Source organism: Tolypothrix sp. PCC 7712 (assembly GCF_025860405.1).
In the GTDB taxonomy this organism is placed as follows: domain Bacteria; phylum Cyanobacteriota; class Cyanobacteriia; order Cyanobacteriales; family Nostocaceae; genus Aulosira; species Aulosira diplosiphon.
Window position 1 is genome coordinate 3210752 of sequence record NZ_CP063785.1, and the last position, 20793, is coordinate 3231544.

The 20793-nt window shown below is 40.0% G+C and carries 22 protein-coding genes; 12 read left to right on the forward strand and 10 right to left on the reverse strand.

Annotated elements, in window-relative coordinates:
• Positions 1-86 precede the first annotated feature (86 nt).
• On the reverse strand, positions 87-1193 hold the full coding sequence (locus HGR01_RS13280; RefSeq protein ID WP_045870560.1) for an ATP-dependent 6-phosphofructokinase: 1107 nt from the start codon (positions 1191-1193) through the stop codon (positions 87-89).
• A gap of 472 nt (positions 1194-1665) precedes the next feature.
• Complete coding sequence (locus HGR01_RS13285; RefSeq protein WP_071989399.1) at positions 1666-1983, reverse strand: muconolactone Delta-isomerase; 318 nt, start codon at positions 1981-1983, stop codon at positions 1666-1668.
• Between the two features lie 671 nt (positions 1984-2654).
• Between HGR01_RS13285 and HGR01_RS13290 the strand changes: the two genes are divergently transcribed.
• The 5 genes from HGR01_RS13290 (at position 2655) to HGR01_RS13310 (ending at position 5393) form a co-directional block, all read left to right on the forward strand.
• Positions 2655-2900, forward strand: a complete 246-nt coding sequence (locus HGR01_RS13290) for a hypothetical protein (protein WP_045870561.1) — start codon at positions 2655-2657, stop codon at positions 2898-2900.
• 126 nt (positions 2901-3026) lie between these two features.
• A complete protein-coding gene (locus HGR01_RS13295) occupies positions 3027-3578 on the forward strand; it encodes a 1,2-dihydroxy-3-keto-5-methylthiopentene dioxygenase (protein WP_045870562.1) in 552 nt (183 codons plus the stop codon).
• A 36-nt stretch (positions 3579-3614) separates the two neighbouring features.
• Positions 3615-4244, forward strand: coding sequence for an HAD-IB family phosphatase (locus tag HGR01_RS13300; RefSeq protein ID WP_045870563.1), 630 nt, complete (start codon positions 3615-3617; stop codon positions 4242-4244).
• Between the two features lie 145 nt (positions 4245-4389).
• The gene (mtnB, locus tag HGR01_RS13305; protein WP_081584017.1) at positions 4390-5097 is read left to right on the forward strand and encodes a methylthioribulose 1-phosphate dehydratase; all 708 of its coding nucleotides are present in this window, start codon (positions 4390-4392) and stop codon (positions 5095-5097) included.
• Positions 5094-5393 (forward strand): putative quinol monooxygenase, encoded by a 300-nt coding sequence (locus tag HGR01_RS13310; protein WP_045870564.1) that lies wholly within the window; start codon positions 5094-5096, stop codon positions 5391-5393. Before mtnB ends, HGR01_RS13310 begins: the two co-directional genes overlap by 4 nt.
• A 326-nt stretch (positions 5394-5719) precedes the next feature.
• Here the strand turns inward: HGR01_RS13310 and HGR01_RS13315 are convergent, their stop codons facing one another.
• Positions 5720-6988 (reverse strand): tetratricopeptide repeat protein, encoded by a 1269-nt coding sequence (locus tag HGR01_RS13315; protein WP_045870565.1) that lies wholly within the window; start codon positions 6986-6988, stop codon positions 5720-5722.
• A 906-nt stretch (positions 6989-7894) separates the two neighbouring features.
• On the opposite strand from HGR01_RS13315, the gene HGR01_RS13320 reads away from it, so the two are divergent.
• Positions 7895-9100, forward strand: a complete 1206-nt coding sequence (locus tag HGR01_RS13320; RefSeq protein WP_045870566.1) for an RNA-guided endonuclease InsQ/TnpB family protein — start codon at positions 7895-7897, stop codon at positions 9098-9100.
• A gap of 118 nt (positions 9101-9218) precedes the next feature.
• On the opposite strand, the gene HGR01_RS13325 is transcribed toward HGR01_RS13320, so the two are convergent.
• Complete coding sequence (locus HGR01_RS13325; RefSeq protein WP_045870567.1) at positions 9219-9887, reverse strand: 2OG-Fe dioxygenase family protein; 669 nt, start codon at positions 9885-9887, stop codon at positions 9219-9221.
• 612 nt (positions 9888-10499) lie between these two features.
• On the opposite strand from HGR01_RS13325, the gene sfsA reads away from it, so the two are divergent.
• Positions 10500-11225, forward strand: a complete 726-nt coding sequence (sfsA, locus tag HGR01_RS13330; protein ID WP_045870568.1) for a DNA/RNA nuclease SfsA — start codon at positions 10500-10502, stop codon at positions 11223-11225.
• A 155-nt stretch (positions 11226-11380) separates the two neighbouring features.
• On the opposite strand, the gene HGR01_RS13335 is transcribed toward sfsA, so the two are convergent.
• On the reverse strand, positions 11381-12358 hold the full coding sequence (locus HGR01_RS13335) for a carbohydrate kinase family protein (protein ID WP_045870569.1): 978 nt from the start codon (positions 12356-12358) through the stop codon (positions 11381-11383).
• Positions 12359-12712: 354 nt separating this feature from the next.
• Here HGR01_RS13335 and HGR01_RS13340 point away from each other — a divergent pair, with 354 nt between their 5' ends.
• The 3 genes from HGR01_RS13340 (at position 12713) to HGR01_RS13350 (ending at position 15782) form a co-directional block, all read left to right on the forward strand.
• Entirely contained in the window at positions 12713-12976 is a 264-nt protein-coding gene (locus HGR01_RS13340) for a helix-turn-helix domain-containing protein (RefSeq protein WP_045870570.1), read from the forward strand.
• 691 nt (positions 12977-13667) lie between these two features.
• Positions 13668-14399, forward strand: coding sequence for a DUF6391 domain-containing protein (locus HGR01_RS13345; protein WP_045870571.1), 732 nt, complete (start codon positions 13668-13670; stop codon positions 14397-14399).
• Positions 14400-14780: 381 nt separating this feature from the next.
• Positions 14781-15782 (forward strand): glycosyltransferase, encoded by a 1002-nt coding sequence (locus HGR01_RS13350; protein WP_045870572.1) that lies wholly within the window; start codon positions 14781-14783, stop codon positions 15780-15782.
• Positions 15783-16027: 245 nt separating this feature from the next.
• Here HGR01_RS13350 and HGR01_RS13355 read toward each other — a convergent pair whose 3' ends face one another.
• From HGR01_RS13355 to HGR01_RS13370, 4 genes are all read right to left on the reverse strand, one after another.
• Positions 16028-16489, reverse strand: a complete 462-nt coding sequence (locus tag HGR01_RS13355; RefSeq protein WP_045870573.1) for an ABA4-like family protein — start codon at positions 16487-16489, stop codon at positions 16028-16030.
• A gap of 103 nt (positions 16490-16592) precedes the next feature.
• On the reverse strand, positions 16593-16913 hold the full coding sequence (locus HGR01_RS13360) for a hypothetical protein (RefSeq protein ID WP_052335199.1): 321 nt from the start codon (positions 16911-16913) through the stop codon (positions 16593-16595).
• Positions 16914-17009: 96 nt separating this feature from the next.
• Entirely contained in the window at positions 17010-17411 is a 402-nt protein-coding gene (locus HGR01_RS13365; protein ID WP_045870574.1) for a hypothetical protein, read from the reverse strand.
• A 228-nt stretch (positions 17412-17639) separates the two neighbouring features.
• Positions 17640-18296: a hypothetical protein gene (locus HGR01_RS13370; protein WP_045870575.1), complete on the reverse strand. Its 657-nt coding sequence runs from the start codon at positions 18294-18296 to the stop codon at positions 17640-17642.
• A gap of 107 nt (positions 18297-18403) precedes the next feature.
• On the opposite strand from HGR01_RS13370, the gene HGR01_RS13375 reads away from it, so the two are divergent.
• Positions 18404-18526 (forward strand): hypothetical protein, encoded by a 123-nt coding sequence (locus HGR01_RS13375; RefSeq protein ID WP_255325214.1) that lies wholly within the window; start codon positions 18404-18406, stop codon positions 18524-18526.
• Between the two features lie 195 nt (positions 18527-18721).
• Entirely contained in the window at positions 18722-19306 is a 585-nt protein-coding gene (locus tag HGR01_RS13380) for a hypothetical protein (RefSeq protein WP_045870576.1), read from the forward strand.
• 299 nt (positions 19307-19605) lie between these two features.
• Here the strand turns inward: HGR01_RS13380 and HGR01_RS13385 are convergent, their stop codons facing one another.
• Positions 19606-20682, reverse strand: coding sequence for a peptidoglycan-binding domain-containing protein (locus HGR01_RS13385; RefSeq protein WP_045870578.1), 1077 nt, complete (start codon positions 20680-20682; stop codon positions 19606-19608).
• Positions 20683-20793: the final 111 nt, after the last annotated feature.

The following is a 20793-nucleotide window of genomic DNA, read 5'->3' on the forward strand; positions in this document are numbered from 1 at the left end:
GATTCATATTTGATTTTTGAAGTTCACGTAGTATGCGTTAGCAGCGAGAGTACGGCATCAGCGTGTTAGCTTTATCTAGAACAACCTCAGCAACAACTTAAATAAGGTGATTCTTCTACAGATTGAATTGTCGGATTACCGATATAAATACCAAGCGATCGCGCCGTTTGCACCAGATAATTATTTGGGTCTACAAGTGCAGGACTTTGACTCAAAACTGTTTCTAAAGGAAACGCTACAACTTCATTGTTTTGCCAAGCCACCATTTTTCCCGATTGTCCGTTAGCAACTAAATCTACTGCGGCTTTACCAAAAGCTGTAGCAATTAATCTGTCTAAAGCTGAGGGAATTCCGCCTCTTTGGATATGTCCTAAAACAGAAACACGAATATCGATGTGCTGATTGCTGTAGCTGCGAATTTCTTCCGCAATTTGCTGACCGATACCACAAGTAGGTTGTCCACAGGATGCATAAGAAAAGTCTATTGCTGTTTTCGCACCTTCTGCCACCACAATAATTGCAAATCTGCGTCCCCAGCGATTGCGTAATAACCTGAGATGGTCGCAGACATCTTTAATTGTGTAAGGAATTTCTGGAATGAGGATGACATCTGCACCACCTGCAATCCCAGAATGTAGCGCCAAATGACCGGCTGTGCGTCCCATTACTTCCACAATCATCACGCGATCGTGACTGGCTGCGGTATAGGTAAGACGATTTAACGCATCCACAACTGTATTAACTGCAGTATCAAACCCTACTACTCGTTCTGTTAAAGCAACATCATTATCTATAGTTTTGGGAATACCAATGAATTGCCAATTTCCCTTCTTACTCAGCTCGTTGAGAATGCCTAAACTACCATCACCACCAATCCCAATTAAAGCATCCAATTCTAATGCTTGGTAGCCAGCTAAAATATCATCAATTTGAGTCATAGTATCGCCTTGGTTGATACTACCAAGAATCGTACCACCCATGCTCAGTAAAGGATCTATACCCCGCAAATCTAAACAGTGCAGAGACAGAGGAATCGCCTTCGTTTCTAGCAAACCCTTTGTTGCATAAGGAATCCCCAATACCTGCCAGTCATAGGTAAGGGTCGCATTGCTGACAACTGCACGAATGACTGTATTCAGTCCCGGACAGTCGCCACCACTAGTAAGAATACCTAAACGCTTTTGTGTTTTCATACAATTTAAATTTAAACACTCCCTTTCAGGAAATAAATCTAACCAATCAAAAATACGGTTTAACTGGCTTCATCTCACCAGTTCATACAGCAGCAGAATTATGGCTCATCAACTGGGAAGGAGTTTGCTCACGATGTCAAAATGCCAGGTGCTAACCATCTGCCATAATTGCTAAGTGTTTCAGCAAAAAGCTGAGTAATAGTGCCTTTGTCCTGGTTTCGAGAGTGTAACCCCTATTTTTAGTTCTATAGAAAGGGTATGTAACAAATTTGAGGAACTTGTGAGGATAGAGTAATTCTATATACTGTTCCACATTTAACTTGCATATATTGGGCGGTCAAGATGCCCACCCCACAAGAAATATACAATTTCAGATTATGCAAACTAGTACAGTACGGCGTTAGGGTGTGCTATTGACTTTTGACTCTGGACAATCCTGATGAGTAACAATGCAACTTAAATGCAAAATAGCTTACTTTCTATCCAAACGAGCTTTTAAATCATTAGCAAAGTCCTCATATTTCCGAAGAGGAGTTACGTGAACTTGTACCGAGTGACCAAGTTTCTGCATGATTGGTAAATCTAAGAGAATTTGATCTACCAAATCGGGAGTAGGAACATCAATAATTGCAATCACACGGCGCACGCCAACACATTTCCATAAATCAATAACTACCCCTGCTTGTTTAGCTTTTAAAGCTGCATCTGCTTCCTCAGCCCAAATTTTAAAAAGTTCTGCCTGAGACATTTCATCAGGGTACTCTACATGAAAATCTAAGTGATATAGCATAAGTATTTTTCCTCAATTAGCACTAAATATACTAATACCTCAGCCAGGATATGGGGTTTTATGCATTGATAAATACAATTTAGTTTTTCAAAAACCCTTGCTTCATATAGCATCATGTGCGATAATCCTTAAACAAATATAAGTACTTTAAATCTATCGACTTACTGGAGTTAGCCTAAATCGCTAATGCAAGCATGATGGTTAATTTCCAGCTACAACAACGCATACTACTTGGACATAGCTAGCTTCAAACAACTTCTGAGTGTTAAGTAAACAAGTTTCGTACATTATTCCTAGTCTCTAACATCTATTGCCTAGATATTCCCTACTTCGTTCGTTTTGGTGTAACTATTTAATCAAATCTGTTTATGAATATTATGTAATCAAGTTTATACCTCCGTTTCTACCTAGCAGATGAATATCCTTATTCATCTGCTACCTTTCTTAAAATTTAGAAGTCATTATTATCAAGTTATTAATTATTAACTCAAATAATAAAACTTTGACTTCCATGAAAATATGCTGATAAAAAAATGGCTCAACCTATTATAAAATTGGAAGCTTTCTCCTAACCTCTGCCAGTAGTAGATGGGTAATTTTTACTTATCTACTACTTTTCTTCTATACCTAAAATGATTGCAATAGCCAATTAATAAGCAAGGTAAACTAATATGCAACAAGAATCTGATTTCCTCTCTGAACTATGCGATTTCTTATATCCGCGTAATTCTTATTACGGTCAGTTTCAACCGGAATATCTAGCTTTTAATGCTACTCTCCAAGAATTTTCTCAACGTGTGAGTTATATTTGTGACCTCCAAACAGGTGGCAAACTTTCTCCAGAAGAAGCTTATCATCAAATTCATCTATTGTGGAAACAATTAAAACGTTCTAAAAAAGAACTAAAAATTAAATAATTAGGTTGTTCATAGCAAAGCTAAACCAGTAGAATTACGAAGAAACATTCCGCTACACTGTTATATAGTTTCAATAAAAAGCAACAAGTACAAATACGATGTAATTGTCTTGTATAAGGAGTATTTATGGCAATTTTAAGATTAGAAAACGGTACACAATATCAGAATATTGTAGATATTACGCGCGAATTGGCATCACTAAATATTCAACTCAATTACTGGAATGTAGGCACAAAACCTGAATTACAACGCTTATTAGCACAAGATAGCCTCAACGAAGATGAGAAAGAACAAGTACTTCAAGCTTTAGATCACTATTTTGAGGAGTTACGAAAAACAGCAGGTTATCAATCTCGGGATTTGGTTGTTTTACATCCTGGAATTCCTAACCTTGATGATTCGATGGCAAAGTTTGCCAGTATCCATACCCATGCAGATGATGAAGTTCGCTACATCATTGATGGCGAAGCGATTTTTGGCTTTGTACGTCCTGATGGTAGCCAAGTAGAACTGACAGTGCAACCAGAAGAATACATCAACGTACCAGCTAGAACCGAACACTGGTTTTATTTGACTCCCAAAAGGCGAGTTAAAGCAGTACGCTATTTTATTAGTACTGAAGGTTGGGTTCCTGAGTACACAGCTAGAGCAATTCGTATTTTTCAGGCTATAGCCTGAGGAATATGGAGAGATTTGGATTTAAGAGGAGAGAATGTGAGGCGAATTGTCTTTTGCGACTTTGATGGCACAATTACAGTCGAAGAAACCTTTGTTGCAGTTCTCAAGAAGTTTGCACCACAACTATCTGCCAAATTGCTTCCAGAAATGTATGCAAGACGGGTGACGCTGCGCCAAGGAGTGAGAACCATCCTAGAATCAATTCCTTCTTCACGCTACAGCGAAATTTTAGAATTTACTCAAATACAGCCCATCCGCAAGGGATTTGTAGAACTTTTAGATTTCCTAGAGTTTCAAGGAGTTCCCTTAGTTGTAGTTTCGGGGGGATTGCGGGGAATGGTGGAAACTGTATTAGATAAGCTTGTGCAGCGAGTTCATGCAATCCACGCTGTGGATGTGGAAACTAGTGGTAATTTTTTGAAAGTCAATTCTCAATATGAAAGAGGTACAGAACTGATTGCCAAAGTAGAAGTCATGGCAAAATATCCGGCATATCAGAAGATTGCGATTGGTGACTCCCTGACTGATTTAAATATGGCGCTGGAAGTTAATCTAGTTTTTGCGCGCGATCGCCTGGCAGAATATCTAGATGAACATCAAAAATCATACATTCCTTGGAATGATTTCTCGCAAATTAGAGATTATCTAGTGAAATTATGGAAGTAAGTAGCTCAGTGTTCAAAATTATCGCTATGACAAGGCAGGAGGCAGGAGGCAGAAGGCAGGAGGCAGGAGGGAAGAGGGTTATAGCCTTGTTTATCTTTCTTAACTTAGTTTTGTTTTTTCCCACCGACTTACTTAATCCTATTCTATGACTAGCCAAATCATAGACGATGCCTGTATTCAACTCATTGATACTGCCCGTAGCTTTTACCAACAAGGTTGGATGGTGGGCACAGCTGGTAATCTTTCGATTCGCCTCCCCGATGATAGCTTCTTGATTACAGCTAGCGGTAAGTCTAAAGGAGAATTATTAGCCAGCGATTTTGTGCGTGTTTATTCAGATGGTAGTTTAGAAAAAGCCTCAGCAGATTTACAGCCTTCAGCGGAAACTGCTATTCACCAAATCATCTATACTCTCTTCCCAGAAGCACAAGCCTGTTACCATATCCATTCTGTTGAGTCTAATTTAGTTTCCCGTTTTGTCTTAGAAGATCATCTCCCCTTACCGCCATTAGAAATGCTGAAAGGGTTGGGAGTTTACCAAGAAAATCCCTGTTGCTTCTTACCCATATTTGCCAATCATTTACAAGTTGCACGTATTGCTTCAGATATTCAACAGCGCTTTACAGCTAATTCTGTGCAAATACCAGCCCTCCTAATTCGAGATCATGGTGTGACAACTTGGGCATCTTCGCCCACAGCAGCCCGTAATTATATTGAGATACTAGAATACATCTTTCGCTACATAGTTACTGAGCATATGATAAGTGGGGGAAGAAGAGGGGATAAACAAAAAATCACAAACCCTAAACCCCAAACAGCAAACACCACACACCCAATACCCAACATCAAATGACTACCCAAACTATTCGCGTTGTTGCCCATGTAACTGCTTTACCTGACAAAGTAGAAGAAATTAAAGCGGTTCTGCTGGAATTAATTGAACCAACCAGACAAGAAGCAGGTGCTATTAAGTATGAACTCTTGCAAAACCAGAACGATCCAACAGATTTCACTTTTGTAGAAGAATGGGCTTCTAATGATGCTTTGGATACTCATTTAAATTCAGCCCATTTGCAAGCAGCAGCCGCAAAACTGCAAAGTTTGGTGGCTGCACCAGCAGATATTCGTCGTTATTATTTGGTGGCATAGCGTCAAACCCGCTCTTGTGCAAGGTTTCGCCCTCACCCCCAGCCCCTCTCCCACAGGGTGAGGGGAGCAAGAGATTTAGTTCCCCAACTCCAGGGGGAGAAGGGGTTAGGGGATGAGGGCGCGAGGTATTTGTACAACGCCCGCCCTATATAGCTTTTAGCTTCAGTTGACACCAATGGGCATTGCCCGTGCCCCTACAATCTGTCGCATTCTTTTTTCAAATTGGTATAATATGTCATTGCGAGCAGAACGAAGTGTTCGCAATGATATTATCGGCGTTTCGTAAGTCCTAGTAATGTCAACGACTCTACGAATTACGAATTATTTTAATTATTGCGATCGCGCTCTAAATCAGCAATCACTTTTTGTAAATACCACTCTTCTGGCATTTGCGGATAATAATCTTTTTTCTGCTCAATTAAGCGTTGAGCAATCTCCCACTGTCCCCCAACCATGCGTAACAAACGCTGACGTAACAAGTTATATTTCTGGTTGTGGTTTTCTGGTAGAGATTTTTGAATTTTGTTGAGACTATTTAAAACTTGGTGATAGTTATCCCAATCTTCTTTTTCTAAAAAAATACTGATGGCTTTTTGATAATCATCCCTAGCTGCTAACATCTCTTCTAATAAAGTATGAGTAATGCCGCGATTATAATAAGCTTGGGCATCATCGGGATTAATTGATATCGCTTGGCTGTAGTCTTGAATTGCACCTAAATAATTGCTCATGGCACGATATGCATTACCCCTAGCCACAAAAACTAAAGCATCTTGCGGTTGAATTTTTAGCGCTTGGTTAAAATCCGCGATCGCACCTTGATAATCAGCTAGTAAATAACGTGCTTTCCCCCGATTGCGGTAGACAATTGCATCGTGAAAATCCAGCCGCAATGCTTGGTTAAAATCCGCGATCGCTTCTTGATAGTTACCCATTTTGCACCGCACTACACCACGACAGCAGTAAGCCTGTGCATCTTGCGGATCGGCTTGCAACACCCAGTTTAAATCTTCAATGGCTTCGCGGGTGTCTCCCTTTTCTGCCTTATCTAATAATTGTTTAAAATAATCTTTTTCTGATTTAATGGTGATATTCGGTGGTTTTTGCGATAAAGTAGGGGCTTTTTCTGGTGGTTGTAGTTCTTTGATTCTTTCCAAACACAGACGACAATTTTCTGTGTCTTTCTGCGCTAGATATAATTCTGCCGCTTTTTTAAAATTAGCGATCGCATCTTGAATATATCCCTGTTTCCGCCGCACCATCCCCCGCAAGCTATGAGCAGCCGCATAATTATAATTGAGACGAATAGCAGATTCTACATCTTCTAACGCACCCGGCAAATTTTTCAACGCCACCCTAGCCAAGGCGCGAGAATAGTATGCTGCTAAACTTTGGGGATTTTGCTTCAAAGCCTCAGTGTAATCGGAAACGGCTTGTAGAATTACCCCGGAGTCATAATATGCTAGCCCCCTTTGCAAGTAAGCTTCAGGAAAGAAAGGCGTAGCTTGCAAAGCACGATTAAATTCCTCAATGGCTCCAGCGTAGTCTTTTTGTCTAGCTTTTTCCAACCCTCGGTAATAAAATTCGTCACTCATGGCGTTGATGAACTGAACTCAGTTAGTTGATGAATACATAAGTATTCACCGTGACTCTAACTTATTTCTCACGCTATTTTATTCCTAGCCTTGGTGATCTCTTCCCCATGATGGCAGTTCCTCCACTTGGGGCATTGGTGTCAACTTAAGCTAAAAGCTATATAGGGCGGGCGTTGTACAAATACCTCGCGCCCTCATCCCCTAACCCCTTCTCCCGCAGGGAGAAGGGGAACTAAATCTCTTGCTCCCTTCTCCCTGCGGGAGAGGGGCTGGGGGTGAGGGCGAAACCTTGCACAAGAGCGGGTTTCACGTTAAGTTGACACCACTGCACTTGGGGAAACCCCAAAACTGCACTGTCTCCCCCATCCCCAATTCCCAATGCCCAAAAACTCCATCCACAAGGGGATGGAGTTTTTCATCATTTACACATATTGAGTATTCATTTTTATATTTTTAGTAAACAAAAATAGCGATCGCTTGCTCATTTATCGAAATCAAGTACTCATTTTTATGTTTTAAGTAAGCAAAAAGCCATTTTACCTTCTGATTATGCCTTTTTGCTTTCTCGTTATTGTGTTTTCCGCAAGCAAAATACCATTTCACCTACTCAAAAAGCCATATCGCTTACTCATTTTGGTGTTTTCCGCAAGTAAAAAGCTATATTGCTTACTCATTTGGGTAAATCGCGGACTTATTTTAGTATTTTCCGCAAGTATTCTTCAAAAGTTAGCTTGAACAGCAATTCATCCCACGTCTGACACGAAGTGCAGCGTGGGATGAATTGCGCGTGAGTTGACGACAGTCTTTTGACCAAATTTCCCCGCAGGGGAAACAGGGAGAAAGACATGGAGGAAACGAGCAAATCTTATGCTATGCTGTTTTATAGTAAATTGATTTCAATCTAAAATGCTTAAGGTTGTCAAAGTCAGGTTATATCCAGATGCTCATCAACAGCAGTCTCTAGAGCAAGCTTTTGGCTGTTGTCGTTGGCTTTGGAATTACTGCCTGAATTTGATGAACCAAACATACAAGGAAACTGGTAAGGGTTTATCTGGCTACGCAGTAAAAAAGATAATTCCCCAGTTAAAGAAAGAGTATGAATGGCTAACTTCGACATATTCACAATGTTTGCAGCAAGTCTGCTTAAATTTGGGTGTAGCCTTCAATAATTTCTTTGAAAAAAGAGCTAAATACCCAAGATTCAAATCAAAGCATGGTAAGCAGTCAATACAGTATCCTCAAAACGTCAAAGTCGCTGATAGTTATGTAAGTCTCCCAAAAATAGGGGATGTATCAGCAATGATTCACAGACCTATTGAGGGAAAAGTTAAAACTGTAACTATATCCAAGAACTGTTCTAATCAATACTTTGCAGCTATTCTATTTGATGATGGTAAAGACAAACCAGAATCAATCACAGATGGTAAAGCAATAGGTATTGATCTGGGGCTAACTCACTTTGCTATTACCAGTGATGGGTCAAAATTTGACAATCCTAGAATACTCAGCAAGCATGAGAAGAATCTAAAACTTAAGCAGCAGCAATTATCTAGGAAGCAGAAAGGTTCTCAGAATCGAATTAAATCTAGAAAAAAAGTTGCTAGAGTCTATAGAAAAATCACTAACTGCCGTGAGGATTTTCTGCACAAGCTATCTCGTAGGATAGTTAACGAAAACCAAGTTATTGTTGTGGAAAATCTTAATGTTAAAGGCATGATGCAAAACCATAAACTAGCAAAATCCATCCATCAAGTAGGGTGGGGTATGTTTTGCACCATGCTGAAATACAAGGCAGAAATGGAGGGGAAGATATATCAAGAGGTTGATAGATTCTTTCCCAGTTCAAAAACCTGCCATGTGTGTCTTAATCAGGTTGGCAGTTTGCCGCTAGATGTAAGATTCTGGACTTGTGAAAACTGCCAAACTAGACATGACAGGGATGTGAACGCAGCTATTAACCTCAGAGATGAGGGACTACGAATTTTGACCTCTGGAACGGGGGATAAAGCCTGTTGCCCAGATGTAAGTCGGAGTAATAGAGGACGCAAGAAATCTACTACTGCGCTTTCTGCTGGACAGGAAGCCTACACTGTATGCGAAGCATCAGTGTAGGTAGTTCACCTCTCCCACTTATTTAAAAAGTGAGAGAGCTAACTCTAACTTATTTCCTTGTAATTACGCCTACATTGACAATCTACAAACCCAAGTTTATTAACAATTACCTTTTTAGCTACTCAATCAGCAAACTAGGAGAAGTCAGCACAAACACATCTCTTGTGCCTGGGGCTGGCATCTCCGGTTTAATAGGAGTAGTAAAGTGGTAAAACTCATGATCGTTGACTAATAAAAGTTCTCCAGGATGCAAAATTTTGTTAAAAATAGGTTTTTCTTTCTTGGCAGTATATAAATGTGTTTCTCCGCCAACAATATTATCTCTAGCCACAGAGAAAATACCGATAAAGTCAGTTCCATCCTGATGAATTCCTTCCGGTGCTGGATTACCCAAATTATCTGGTGAACAGGTAGTTCTAATTTGGTGTACTCCTATTTCTGCTTCTGGGTGAAGCTTACAAGAATCAGTAAATGCTAAAACCAGGTTTTTAAATATATCAAGTTCTGTGAGTGCATCATCTAATTCTGCAAACTCTCTTTTAATGTCTCCTAATAAAGGATTGTAGTTCTTACTCTGGAAGAGATGACCATGAGGTAATTTAATTAATTTATCCTCAGCAACAGTAAACCGAGATAATCTTCTAGAGCGATAGTTGCCTTTGATATAAGGATCAATAGGCATATCGTTAAAAAATGGTTTAAACCCTTCTAAATTAATAGAATTTACTTTTCTAACGGTAAACAGAAAAGCATATTCTAATTCCGTAATTCCCCAAACTTTTTGCATAGGATTTACCTACTTGCACTTTACAATCCTCCTGCTTCTTTCTCTAAGGAGGCTGATAATATCTATGTTATGCTACTTTTTATTAAATTGTCGTAAAAATAACTACATAAATTGTCAATTAATGATATAGAAGCATGACTTTGAATAAAATCTACCCCTAGCAGTACTAGAGCAGAATTCAAGTATATTTATTATTCCTTAGGCGTGTCAGTACCAAAAATTACATAGTTGTTTTCAGCGATTGACTGACTAACTAACCCTAAACATTGAAATATTTATTACAGGTGGCTTTGGTCATAGCAGTATAACTGACTAACTTCAGGCAGTAAGTTGAGGCACGTCAAGAATTGCTGTCTTGAAAATGGGCATGGGGCATGGGAAAGACAGATTTTAATGTTGGGTTGTGCCAAAACCTGGCGTGAATAGCTGACTCTAATTTCTATAAAACAAGTGCAATCACCAGCCTCAGAGAGTTCAAATATAGCCAAATCAAAGTATATTGATGAGAGGCAAATTATAAAGAAAAAATTAAAATTTAGAGCTTGCTAAAAGCAAACTCAGACAAATTTTTTCGCCTGTGCATTTTTCATATATTGATGACGCATCACTTAAATGATTGATTGGCTTTATAACTACCCACCTCTTTATCCAGGTATTTTACTCAAGCGCTACAAGCGCTTTTTTGCTGATGTTGAACTTGCTTCTGGGGAGGTGGTAACCGCACATTGTCCCAATACAGGGCCAATGACTGGAGTATCAACTATTGGCAGTTTAGTACAACTTTCCCTCAGTGATAATCCTAAGCGCAAACTAGCCTACACTCTAGAATTAATTCAGGTGCATGACAATGAACCGACTTGGGTAGGCGTGAATACGGCGTTGCCAAATCGGGTAGTTAAGTTAGCTTTAGCAAAACATCTTTTTCCTGAATTAGGTGACTATAACCACATCAAAGGCGAGGTGGTTTATGGTCAAGATAAAAAAAGCCGTGTAGATTTCTTCTTGACAGGAAGCGACCAAGAACGCCCAATTTATTTAGAGGTGAAAAATACCACATTCGCTGAGGGGAGATTAGCACTATTTCCGGACACCGAGACCACAAGGGGACAAAAGCACTTACGAGAACTAATGGCGCTATTACCTCTAACTCGTGCAGTAATGTTGTATTTTATTAATCGCAGCGATTGTACAGAGTTTGCCCCAGGAGATATGACAGATCCTACTTATGGTAAGTTGTTGCGGGATGCGATCGCACTCGGTTTAGAAGTTTTACCCTGCCGTTTTGATGTCTCCCCAGAAGGGATTCGTTATTTAGGTTTAGCAAAACTAAAAATTTAGTTAAGAGTCCAAAGTCAAGAGTCAAGAGTCAAGAGTCAAGACTAAATGTAAGATATCTCTCTGAAAATTGGTGTTTAGTGTTTGCGGGGCAAGGGGGACAAAAGGCATAAAAGAGAAATAACCCATTACCCAATGCCCCATGCCCCATGCCCAACTTATATTTGATGAGACCCAATAAAAGCTTCGACTTCAGCCGCAGTTGGTTGGGATGCGATCGCGCCTGGTTTAATGGTGGTTAATGCTCCTACAGCGCTGGCATAGGTAACAATCCGTTTTGCTGTTTCTGCATTTCCCATACCTTGGATACCGTGCTGAAGTAGTTGGTGAATAAATCCTGCTAAAAAGCTATCCCCTGCACCTGTGGTATCTACTACAGGGATAGAAAATGATGGTAATCGGCCTTCGTTCTCTGCCAAACAATAGGCACAACCATTTTCGCCATCTGTGATTAATACTCCTTCTACAGAATCTAGGCGATAAGTGATTGCGCCGGCATCATGTGTACCAAATAACCAATCTGCTTCTTCTTTGGAAAGTTTGAGAAAGTCAACTTGCTTAAATAATTCCGCTATTTTTTGGCGAGCAATATTCTCATCGTGCCAAAATACAGGTCGCCAATTCACATCCAGCACAATTTTCAGGTCGTAGTACACTGCCAATTCTAGGGCGCGGTGAATTGCTTTTTCACTTTCAGGATAAGCTAATTCCAAAGTACCTAACACCAGAAAATCTGCTTCTTGAAATAAAGAACGCGGCAATTGTTCTGCTTGCAGACGAGTATCGGCAAATTCAGTGGTATCATATTTACCGAATCCTGCAAAAGAGCGATCGCCTGCTAAATCCCTAACCACATATACTTGTCTAGTTGGCGCTGTGGGATGGCGTTGCACTCCCGTTGTATCGACACCTACATCTTTTAAGAGTGTTACCAGTGTATTTCCTGGTTCATCTTCACCAACAGCTCCAATAAAACCAGTTGGTGTCCCCAGCTTTACTAAAGCACAGGCTACGTTAGCTGGTGCCCCTCCGGGGTAAGGAGTCCAAGACTGAACTTCTTCTAGCTTTAGCCCCAATTGATCGGCTAAACAATCAAACAAAACTTCACCGAGGCACAAAACACGGGGATTACTCATCTCATTTTAGGGTTGCGATTTTTGGAGTCAGATTTTCCAGTATAAAATCTACAATAATCTCCACTCCCTGTCGCCAGTCCTTCATACAATGAAATAGCAATTTTTGCTACTCAGATTAAGATGTATATGCTTTTGTTACCCACATTTCTTAGTATCAGTAGGGAGGAGAGATAATTAATTATTTGGTATTAATTAATACTTTTGTATTTTCAATTACATGGCCAAGATTCATAACTAAAAAGAAATTATGGAAATTATCATGCTAATGACCCTGAAAAGGCCTGCCTACAAAAGAATCTTCTAGAATTAGAAAGAGCGATTAAGTACATATACCAAGGGAGGATAGAATAAGTCATGGCTGCTGGCGAGTCTCAGACCCCTGTTAGTCTGTCAGACAGAGAACTGCAAATTATCGACTTAGTGGCCGCTGGCTTAACTAACCAAGAGATTGCAGGGAAACTGGAAATTAGCAAACGCACAGTTGATAACCATATCAGCAATATTCTCACTAAAACCCAGACTGAAAATCGAGTGGCTCTTGTACGCTGGGCACTACAGTGGGGAAAAGTTTGTTTGAATGATGTCAATTGCTGTCCTCTGCCTAACCATAACGATTAGACAAGTTGCTAGTCAGAACGCGATTGATGCTGTTTGTTCCAGACAACATTTGTTGCGTGATCATGTTCGAGTTCTTTTGGTTGACAGCCTAGGCAAATTAGACGCTTGAGTGAGAGTTCTCCTCTTCACGCCGTTATTCCAGTGTGAACCTCTACCAAAATCAGCGTCGAAATTCAGCAGATTCTCAAGATGGGCTATTGATGCTCCTCAAAAGGGATACTTTCCCATATCGGTAGAGTTTTTAGTGACTTTACCGACGGGAAAGTTCCCTTTTGCCCATCGCAAGAATAATTTGATATTAGGTGTTTGGTGTTGGGTATTAGTGATTTATTTCCCAATACAGTTCAGTTAAGAAAATTAATTGACAACAAAACCCAAAAACTAGTTACTCAACAAAAAACTCAACAATAATTTTGGAGGGGGTTTGGGGGACGCAACCGTCCCCCAATCGGGGGTTTGGGGGAGAATCCCCCAATTGAGCTAGCTTTTTACACAACTGACAAATCAATCACTAATGAACTTATCTGAACTGTATTGATTTATTTCCCCCATTCCCCATTCCCCATTCCCCATTCCCCAGTCCCCAATCCCCAGTCCCCAATTCAATAAAAATTAGCAATAATCGCTGAGTTCAAGCGCTACATTTGAAAGAAATCTATGTTGCTCCATCACTTTGGGGAGCAGTGTTGCTATGAATACTTCTACTTCTGTTCAAAGTGGCTCCTCTCCCTTTGACTTTTTCAACTTTGATTTGACTCTACCTTTTACTGGCAACGTTTCGCAGGTTACAGAAAACACATTTGTAGGCAAAAATTCCGCATCCGCGTCTACTAACTTTCCTAAACCTACACAAGATGCTGAACTAATCAAGCAGTTATCATTTATACCGGGATTGAAAGAAATTTTGATGCTGCGACAAGTTCACGCCTTAGAACATGCTACTGTTTGGGTTTTGAGTGAATCAAAAAGTGTTTATACTCATGGCACAGAAGCCAACACTGTGCAAGTTGATAACGAATTGTTAGGCGGCTTGTCTACAGAACAAGGATTTTACCTGTATGGAGAAGTAAATATTAGTGATTTACGCCGCGCAGTCACCCTGGCTTTACATCGCCTTACCAATGGCGAATGGGATTTAGCTGTACATCCCCGATGCGGGACAAATTTATCTGTAGCCATGCTCTTAACTGCTGGATTGGCTGTAGGTGTAAATCTGCTGCTACCGTTTCGACCAATTGAGCAACTCATAGGTTTAGGGCTAGCAGCTACAACAGCAGCGGAACTCTCACCAGACTTAGGTTTTATGGCACAGCGCTATTTAACAACTGCGATCCCCTTTAACCTCAAAATTGAAAATATTATTCGTAAACGCGATGTTTGGGGACGCGAAGCCCACTTTATTAAAGTGACTTGGCAAGAATAAACTAACTTGAGCAAATATCCGTCTATTTAGAAAAGAGGCGTTAGGGAATAGGGGCTAGAGCAGAAAGATTTCATGCCTCCGTTGTGTAATTTAGGACGTGAATATTTAATTAAAAACTCAGCATTACAAATGCCGTAACATACTTAGGACTTACGCAAAAGTCACGTAATTACGTCATTACGAGCGCAGCGACGTAATCGCCTGAGATTCTGGGATTGCTTCCCTACACTTCGTTCCGGTCGCAATGACAAATTTTGCTTGCGTAAGTCCTGATACTTTCAAAATTTAATTTTTACTTTATCAATGAAATTGAAAATGGCGGATTTACCTCTAAGATAGTGAATTATTGTTATCAGTTCATGCATTCAAGAGAACTATATAATGAGAAAGCTTTACTTCTTACTACCAGGAACAGATGGTAAATTTGCCTGCGGGGGTCTTTGGGCAGAATTAAAAACAGTGAATCTGGTGCAGCAGATTTGTAGTGCTGAAGTTGTCACCTACCGTCAACGAGAAACAGGCAAACTGTTTATAGATGATTTGCTAAAGGAGAAAAATTTAGATGATGTAATTTTTGTAATTAGTTGGGGATTTGATATAGCTAAACTTGTGACCAAGCTTAAGCAATATAACGTTGTTTATCATGCCCACAGTGCAGGTTACAACTTCCAACTGCCTCCGAGTATTCCTATTATCACCGTGAGTCGTAATACAATGGGATATTGGGGACAAAAGTGTCCCAATTCTTTAATTTATTATTTACCCAATCAAATTTCTGATGAATTTAAAAATTTAAATATACAGCGCGATATAGATGTTTTAGTTCAGGCGCGTAAATCTTCAGACTATTTAATCAAAGACTTAATTCCTGAATTACAGAAAAAGTGTAATGTTTTTCTAGTTAATTCTTATGTAGAAGATTTGCCGGGTGTATTTAACCGGGCTAAGATTTACCTTTATGACTCTGCTGAATATTGGGCACAACAGCGTGTCAGTGAAGGATTTGGCTTACAACCAATGGAGGCTTTAGCTTGTGGTTGTCAAGTATTTTCTAGTGTTAATGGTGGGTTATCAGATTATTTAGATCCTGGGTTTAATTGTTATAAAATTGCTGCATATTCTCGAGAATTTGATGTTCAACGGATATTGAATTTACTTGCATCATCTGTAAAACCTACTTTAAACGAACAGTTTTTTACAGAGTATCGGTACGAAAATATTATTAAGCGGTTGCAAGTTATTTTAGATGAATTAAATGAGTTTTTTGATCATAAAATTCAGCAGCCATCTAATATTCCAAGTTTAACTAAGATGCGTTTAGCTAAATTACTCGCACAGACTACCTATGTTAAGATACGCAAAAAATATTTTCGGGGCTTGTAAAAATATCAGCAGATCATGCGGATACGTTACGCTATCGCTAACGCATCCTACTGCACTGACACAGCTAATTTGGTGCAATAATTTTTCTTGTGGGATGGGTGTCTCACCCGTCCCACAAGAGTTTTTTTATGCCCTATTTTAGTCTTGCCACGCCACTACATGAATTTCCCAATTAATTATGAACGTAATGCTGTTTGCAGATACAAAGATGGGAACAGTATTTTTAAATCAGGAATCAGGAATTTTTATGTACTACTAGAAGATGTGGCTGTTTCGGTAGCGGAATTAGGCGAAAATGCTTTTGTTATCCAAGCAGTGAAAATATGAGAAAGCACACCTAAAGGGCCAGCAAATAAACAAAGTGCTAGAGAATGAATTGTCCAAATTCCGGTTTTTTGCCCTTCCCAATATATCCAGCGTCCCACAAATAAATCCATTACCAAAAAGTGAATCCAACCTGTAGCAGCAGCTTTTTCATCAGCAAAAAATTTAGCAATATCAGCTAATTGCGGATTGGCTAAAGCTTGAGCATTTTCTGGCGTAATGCTAGTGATAAATAAATATAAATATGCTCCTGCTAAAAGTACAAAGGGTAAATATGATTCCATAATTCGCCTTGTAACTTTCCAATTAGGCAACATAATCATCAACGCCCAAAAAGGTAAAACGAAAAGATTGGCAACGTTAAATAATTGCGTGATATTCATTTGCAGAATGAAATGTAAATTATGTAGTCAGGTAAGAATCAACCTCACTATATAACAAAATGTAAATTGTCTAAAGTCCTGCTGCTATTAGTTGCGTCTACAATTATTTGCGAGCGATCGCTATAATATGGGCACTCATACCCAATGTAGAAGGTTCAGCTTCTAACCAACGAATAGCTTGTAAAAGCCTGTGACGACGGCTTAAATCCTGCCAATGTTCATCAAAGTTTTGTAATAGCCAGCCTGGCCCTTCAATGGCTAAAGTGATTTCATAATCTAAACCAGCGGCTTCTATCTCAGCTTGCAGTTCATCGGGATGATGTAAGAAAGCTGTTGTAAAGTAAGCTGGATGGTTATTTGGATTGCGATGTTGACCATCAATCAAATCCTGTTGGACAATTTTGACAAATTCTGAATCCGACAAATATCCTTGAAATAATCCATCTAAAAAGTAAGTTCCCCGTTAATTTATTACCTTTCACCTTTCGCCTTTCCCCTTTTCCCCTATTTCTCCCAAGAATTATCGCTGATGATGAAACCAATACCATCCAGAACCGGGACGAGTTAGCCAGGAGTTGTCTAAATCGGAATTATTTACAGGAAAATCGAAAAATTTTGCATTTTCAGGAACGCTAATTCTCACATTGCGACAACTCCCTTCAATTTCAATTGTTACTGTTTGCTCGCTCTGAGTTGGTCGCAAGAGAGTATCTCTAATAATACGTCGATTCCTCTCACCTTCCTGCCCATAAATAGGAACACAGCGCACCCTCACCAAAGAGTTTTCATTGGGGTTATCCAAAATATAAGGCAGAATTTGCGAGTTCTGAATTGTTCGAGTTTGAGCGCTGGCTAAAGATGATATAGACAACAACAAAGTTGTACTTAAAGTAATAATTTTTGCTCCAGGTGGACTTTTCATAATTTCTCCTGAGAAATTAATAAAGAAATTGCCAGGGTACTAACTCCGGTGTAAGGGATTTCCAAGAAATAAATTATTCCATCTTGTGGGGCGGGCATCTTGCCCGCCAAATAAACTGGGCGGACAAGATGTCCACCCCACAATAAATACTGGGATATTTTTTTATTTGGAAGTCCCTTAAAATCAATTCAAAATTACGAATTACAAACTACGAATTACGAATTGGTATTATTTGTTGTCTAACAGTTGATTTACCTGCTGTCCTCTACGACCTGTTTTAATTTCATAACGGCGAGTCAGGTTGTCTTGGTAATTCATATCTCTAGCTGCAGCAGAATTAACAAAAGCATCGCAATTCTTACCTTGCACTACTGTCGAAGAACTGCTGCTATTTTCTTCATTACGGTTATTGCGAATATCTTTAGAATCGCTGTTATTCTGACTACCTTGGCTAGCACCGCTACCACTCACGCCAATACCTAAGAAGCTAACACCACCGCCACCGCCATCATTATGACTGCGAGAAGAACTAGAGCGAGTGCTGCTAGAGTTTGCAATTGCTACTTTGCTAGCACTGCTGCGAGTGTTGTTTCCTAAACCCACATCACTACACAAAGCGCGTGGGTCATTTGCTAAAGTTTTCGGGTCAACCCAAGATTGGTGGTCGCCCAATCCTTGAATTTCACTATTCCCAACTGGATTGCTAGGTGTGCTAGGTGCAGAATTGTTGGGAGTACCATTACCAACATTGACCCCAGGAGTGAGAACACCGGGTTTGAAAATACCAGCAGGCTGTGCATCAAAAGGCCCGGCGAAAGCTGGTAGTGTAGCGGTCAAAAGTGCGGTAGCAGTTAGCAAAGAACCAGTTAAGTTACGGAATTTCATAGTCATTCTCCTAAAGTTTTCAGTGTTTGTTTGTATTGGGCTTTAACCCCTTCACTTACTCAATAGGTTGACCTCGATTAGTTTATGCACCCTGTGGGGAAATTTTTTTGGGATTGGGGGTTGGGGATGAGGGGGATGAGGGAGATGAGGGAGATGAGGGGGATGAGGGAGATGAGGGGGATGAGGGAGATGAGGGGGATGAGGGAGATGAGGGAGATGAGGGGGATTAAGGGGATGAGGTAGAGAAACACCAATTACCCATTACTCATTACTCATTACTCATTACTCATTACTCATTACCCCTTACCCCTTACCCCTTACTCATTACTCATTACTCATTACTCATTACCAATTCCCAAACCCAATTGATTAACTGCAAAAACTGGGATAAATAAGGTGAGTAATCTTGATGTTTTTACTGAACTATGCAGTACCCTTTAGAACTTACCTTCAAATTCTGGGCTTTAGCGCCGCAAATATCGATTGTTGATAATCAGGGAAATTTGATTTTCTACGTCAAACAGAAACTCTTCAAGCTAAAAGAAGCAATTACCATCTTTGCTGATGTAGAACGTACACGACCGCTTTACTACATTAAAGCTGACCGAATTATTGATTTTTCGGCACGTTATAACTTTACAGATAGCAACGGTAGAGATATTGGGGGAGTAAAACGGCGGGGATTGCGATCGCTTTGGCGGGCACGTTATGACATATTTGATGGTGAGACTAGCAATCTCAACATTCAGGAGAAAAATCCCTGGGTAAAGGTTGCAGATGCGCTATTCGCAGAAATTCCCATTGTGGGGATGTTTACAGGTTATGTATTTAACCCAGTCTATTTAGTCAGTCGGGCTGATGGTACGGTTGTGATGCGTTTAGAGAAAATCCCGTCTTTCCTTTCGCGCCAATTTACGATTAAAGCTGTGGATCAAATGAGCGATCGCGAAGAGGAACAAGTTTTGCTAAGTTTAATGATGATGCTGCTACTAGAACGTAACCGAGGTTAGAAATTTTTATTCAATAAAGATGGTGCGTTACGGCTAATTCTCACTCTCTTAACAGTTCCGAAATTCTTGCACAGCCGTAACACACCCTACTGGACTGAATTCAAAGTGCTGAGTAATGAGTTGCAACAGACGCGATTAATCGCGTCTGTACAAGAGTAAAAATCCCATTCCAATTTTCACAGTTGCCAGTAAAATCTTTTAATTGAGACTGCTTCCTCATCTCCCTCATCCCCCTCATCCCCCTCATCTCCCTCATCTCCCTCATCCCCCTCATCCCCCTCATCTCCCTCACTACCAAATTAATACCCATCCACTGACCAATGCGGAGGGTCATTACTCAATTTATACACCCCGTAGCTACTCCCTACTGTCCATAAATTTCTGTTGAGGGCAGCATTTGCTGGGTCGCTGATAGTGACAGTTTTTCCATTAGCATCTTTAATATTAATCTTGCCATTCCAGGTAACATTCCAATCAATGGCCAATCTTTGAATATGGCGAGAATTTAAAGAAACAGGATTACCGCCTACTCCATAAGCTTCTACCATCTCTTTTGCTGCTTGTACCGAACCAGCATTGGTGTAATGTTCCCATTCAATGTTTACTCCAGCCATTTGAGGAACAAATTTAGCTGCTATCTCTTGTCTGTTAATTCTGGCTGCATAATGCATCAAGTAAGCACGTTCTTTCGGACGATGGGTAGCGGTAACAATTACTTGACATCCCGCATCAATCAGCGCTTTTTGAAACGCTTCTACTCGTTGGCGAAATGGGGAAGCTAAATCAGCAATCAATCTGCTAGTAGGGAAACTATCAATCCAATGCGCGCCACTCAAGCAAAATCTCTGAATTTTGGCATAGCCATTCAAAATGTCTAAAGCTGGTGTTAAATCTTGTCCTAATTTTTGCTTAGTTGCATCACTTAAGGCTGCTTCTAATTCGCTACGCCAGCGCACGTCTCTTTTTTTATATGCTTCAGCTAATCCTTTATTACTAGTAATACCAAAGTCTCCATCTGCTTTTAACAGTGGATTTAATTGCCCAGTTTTATTTAAAGATGCTTGTAAATCTTTAACTTCGGCTTCACCAAAATTTAGGTAACTGAGTAATGTATTAGCTGGTAAGTTAAGTTTGAAAATTAAACCTTGATTTAGTGCTTTAGCATAGGTCATATTCCCGACAACACCATCAGCAGTTAAACCATTGCGCTGTTGATAGCTACGAGTTGCTTGGTCAGTTTGTTTGCCAAAGTCACCATCCACAACACCAATAGGAAATTCAGCATCTTTGAGAAAGCTTTGCCAAGCAGTCACAACAGCACTGTTTGAGCCAACTTTGATCACGGGTAATTTCAGAACATTGACATTAAAAGCCATGATTTTCCCCTCATTAAAAAATCATAGACTTCTTGTAGAAGTTAGGGAAAGTAAGAAGGGATATAATTTCTCTTTTTACTTGTTCTGATTTGTGTCAGATACTTTTACAAG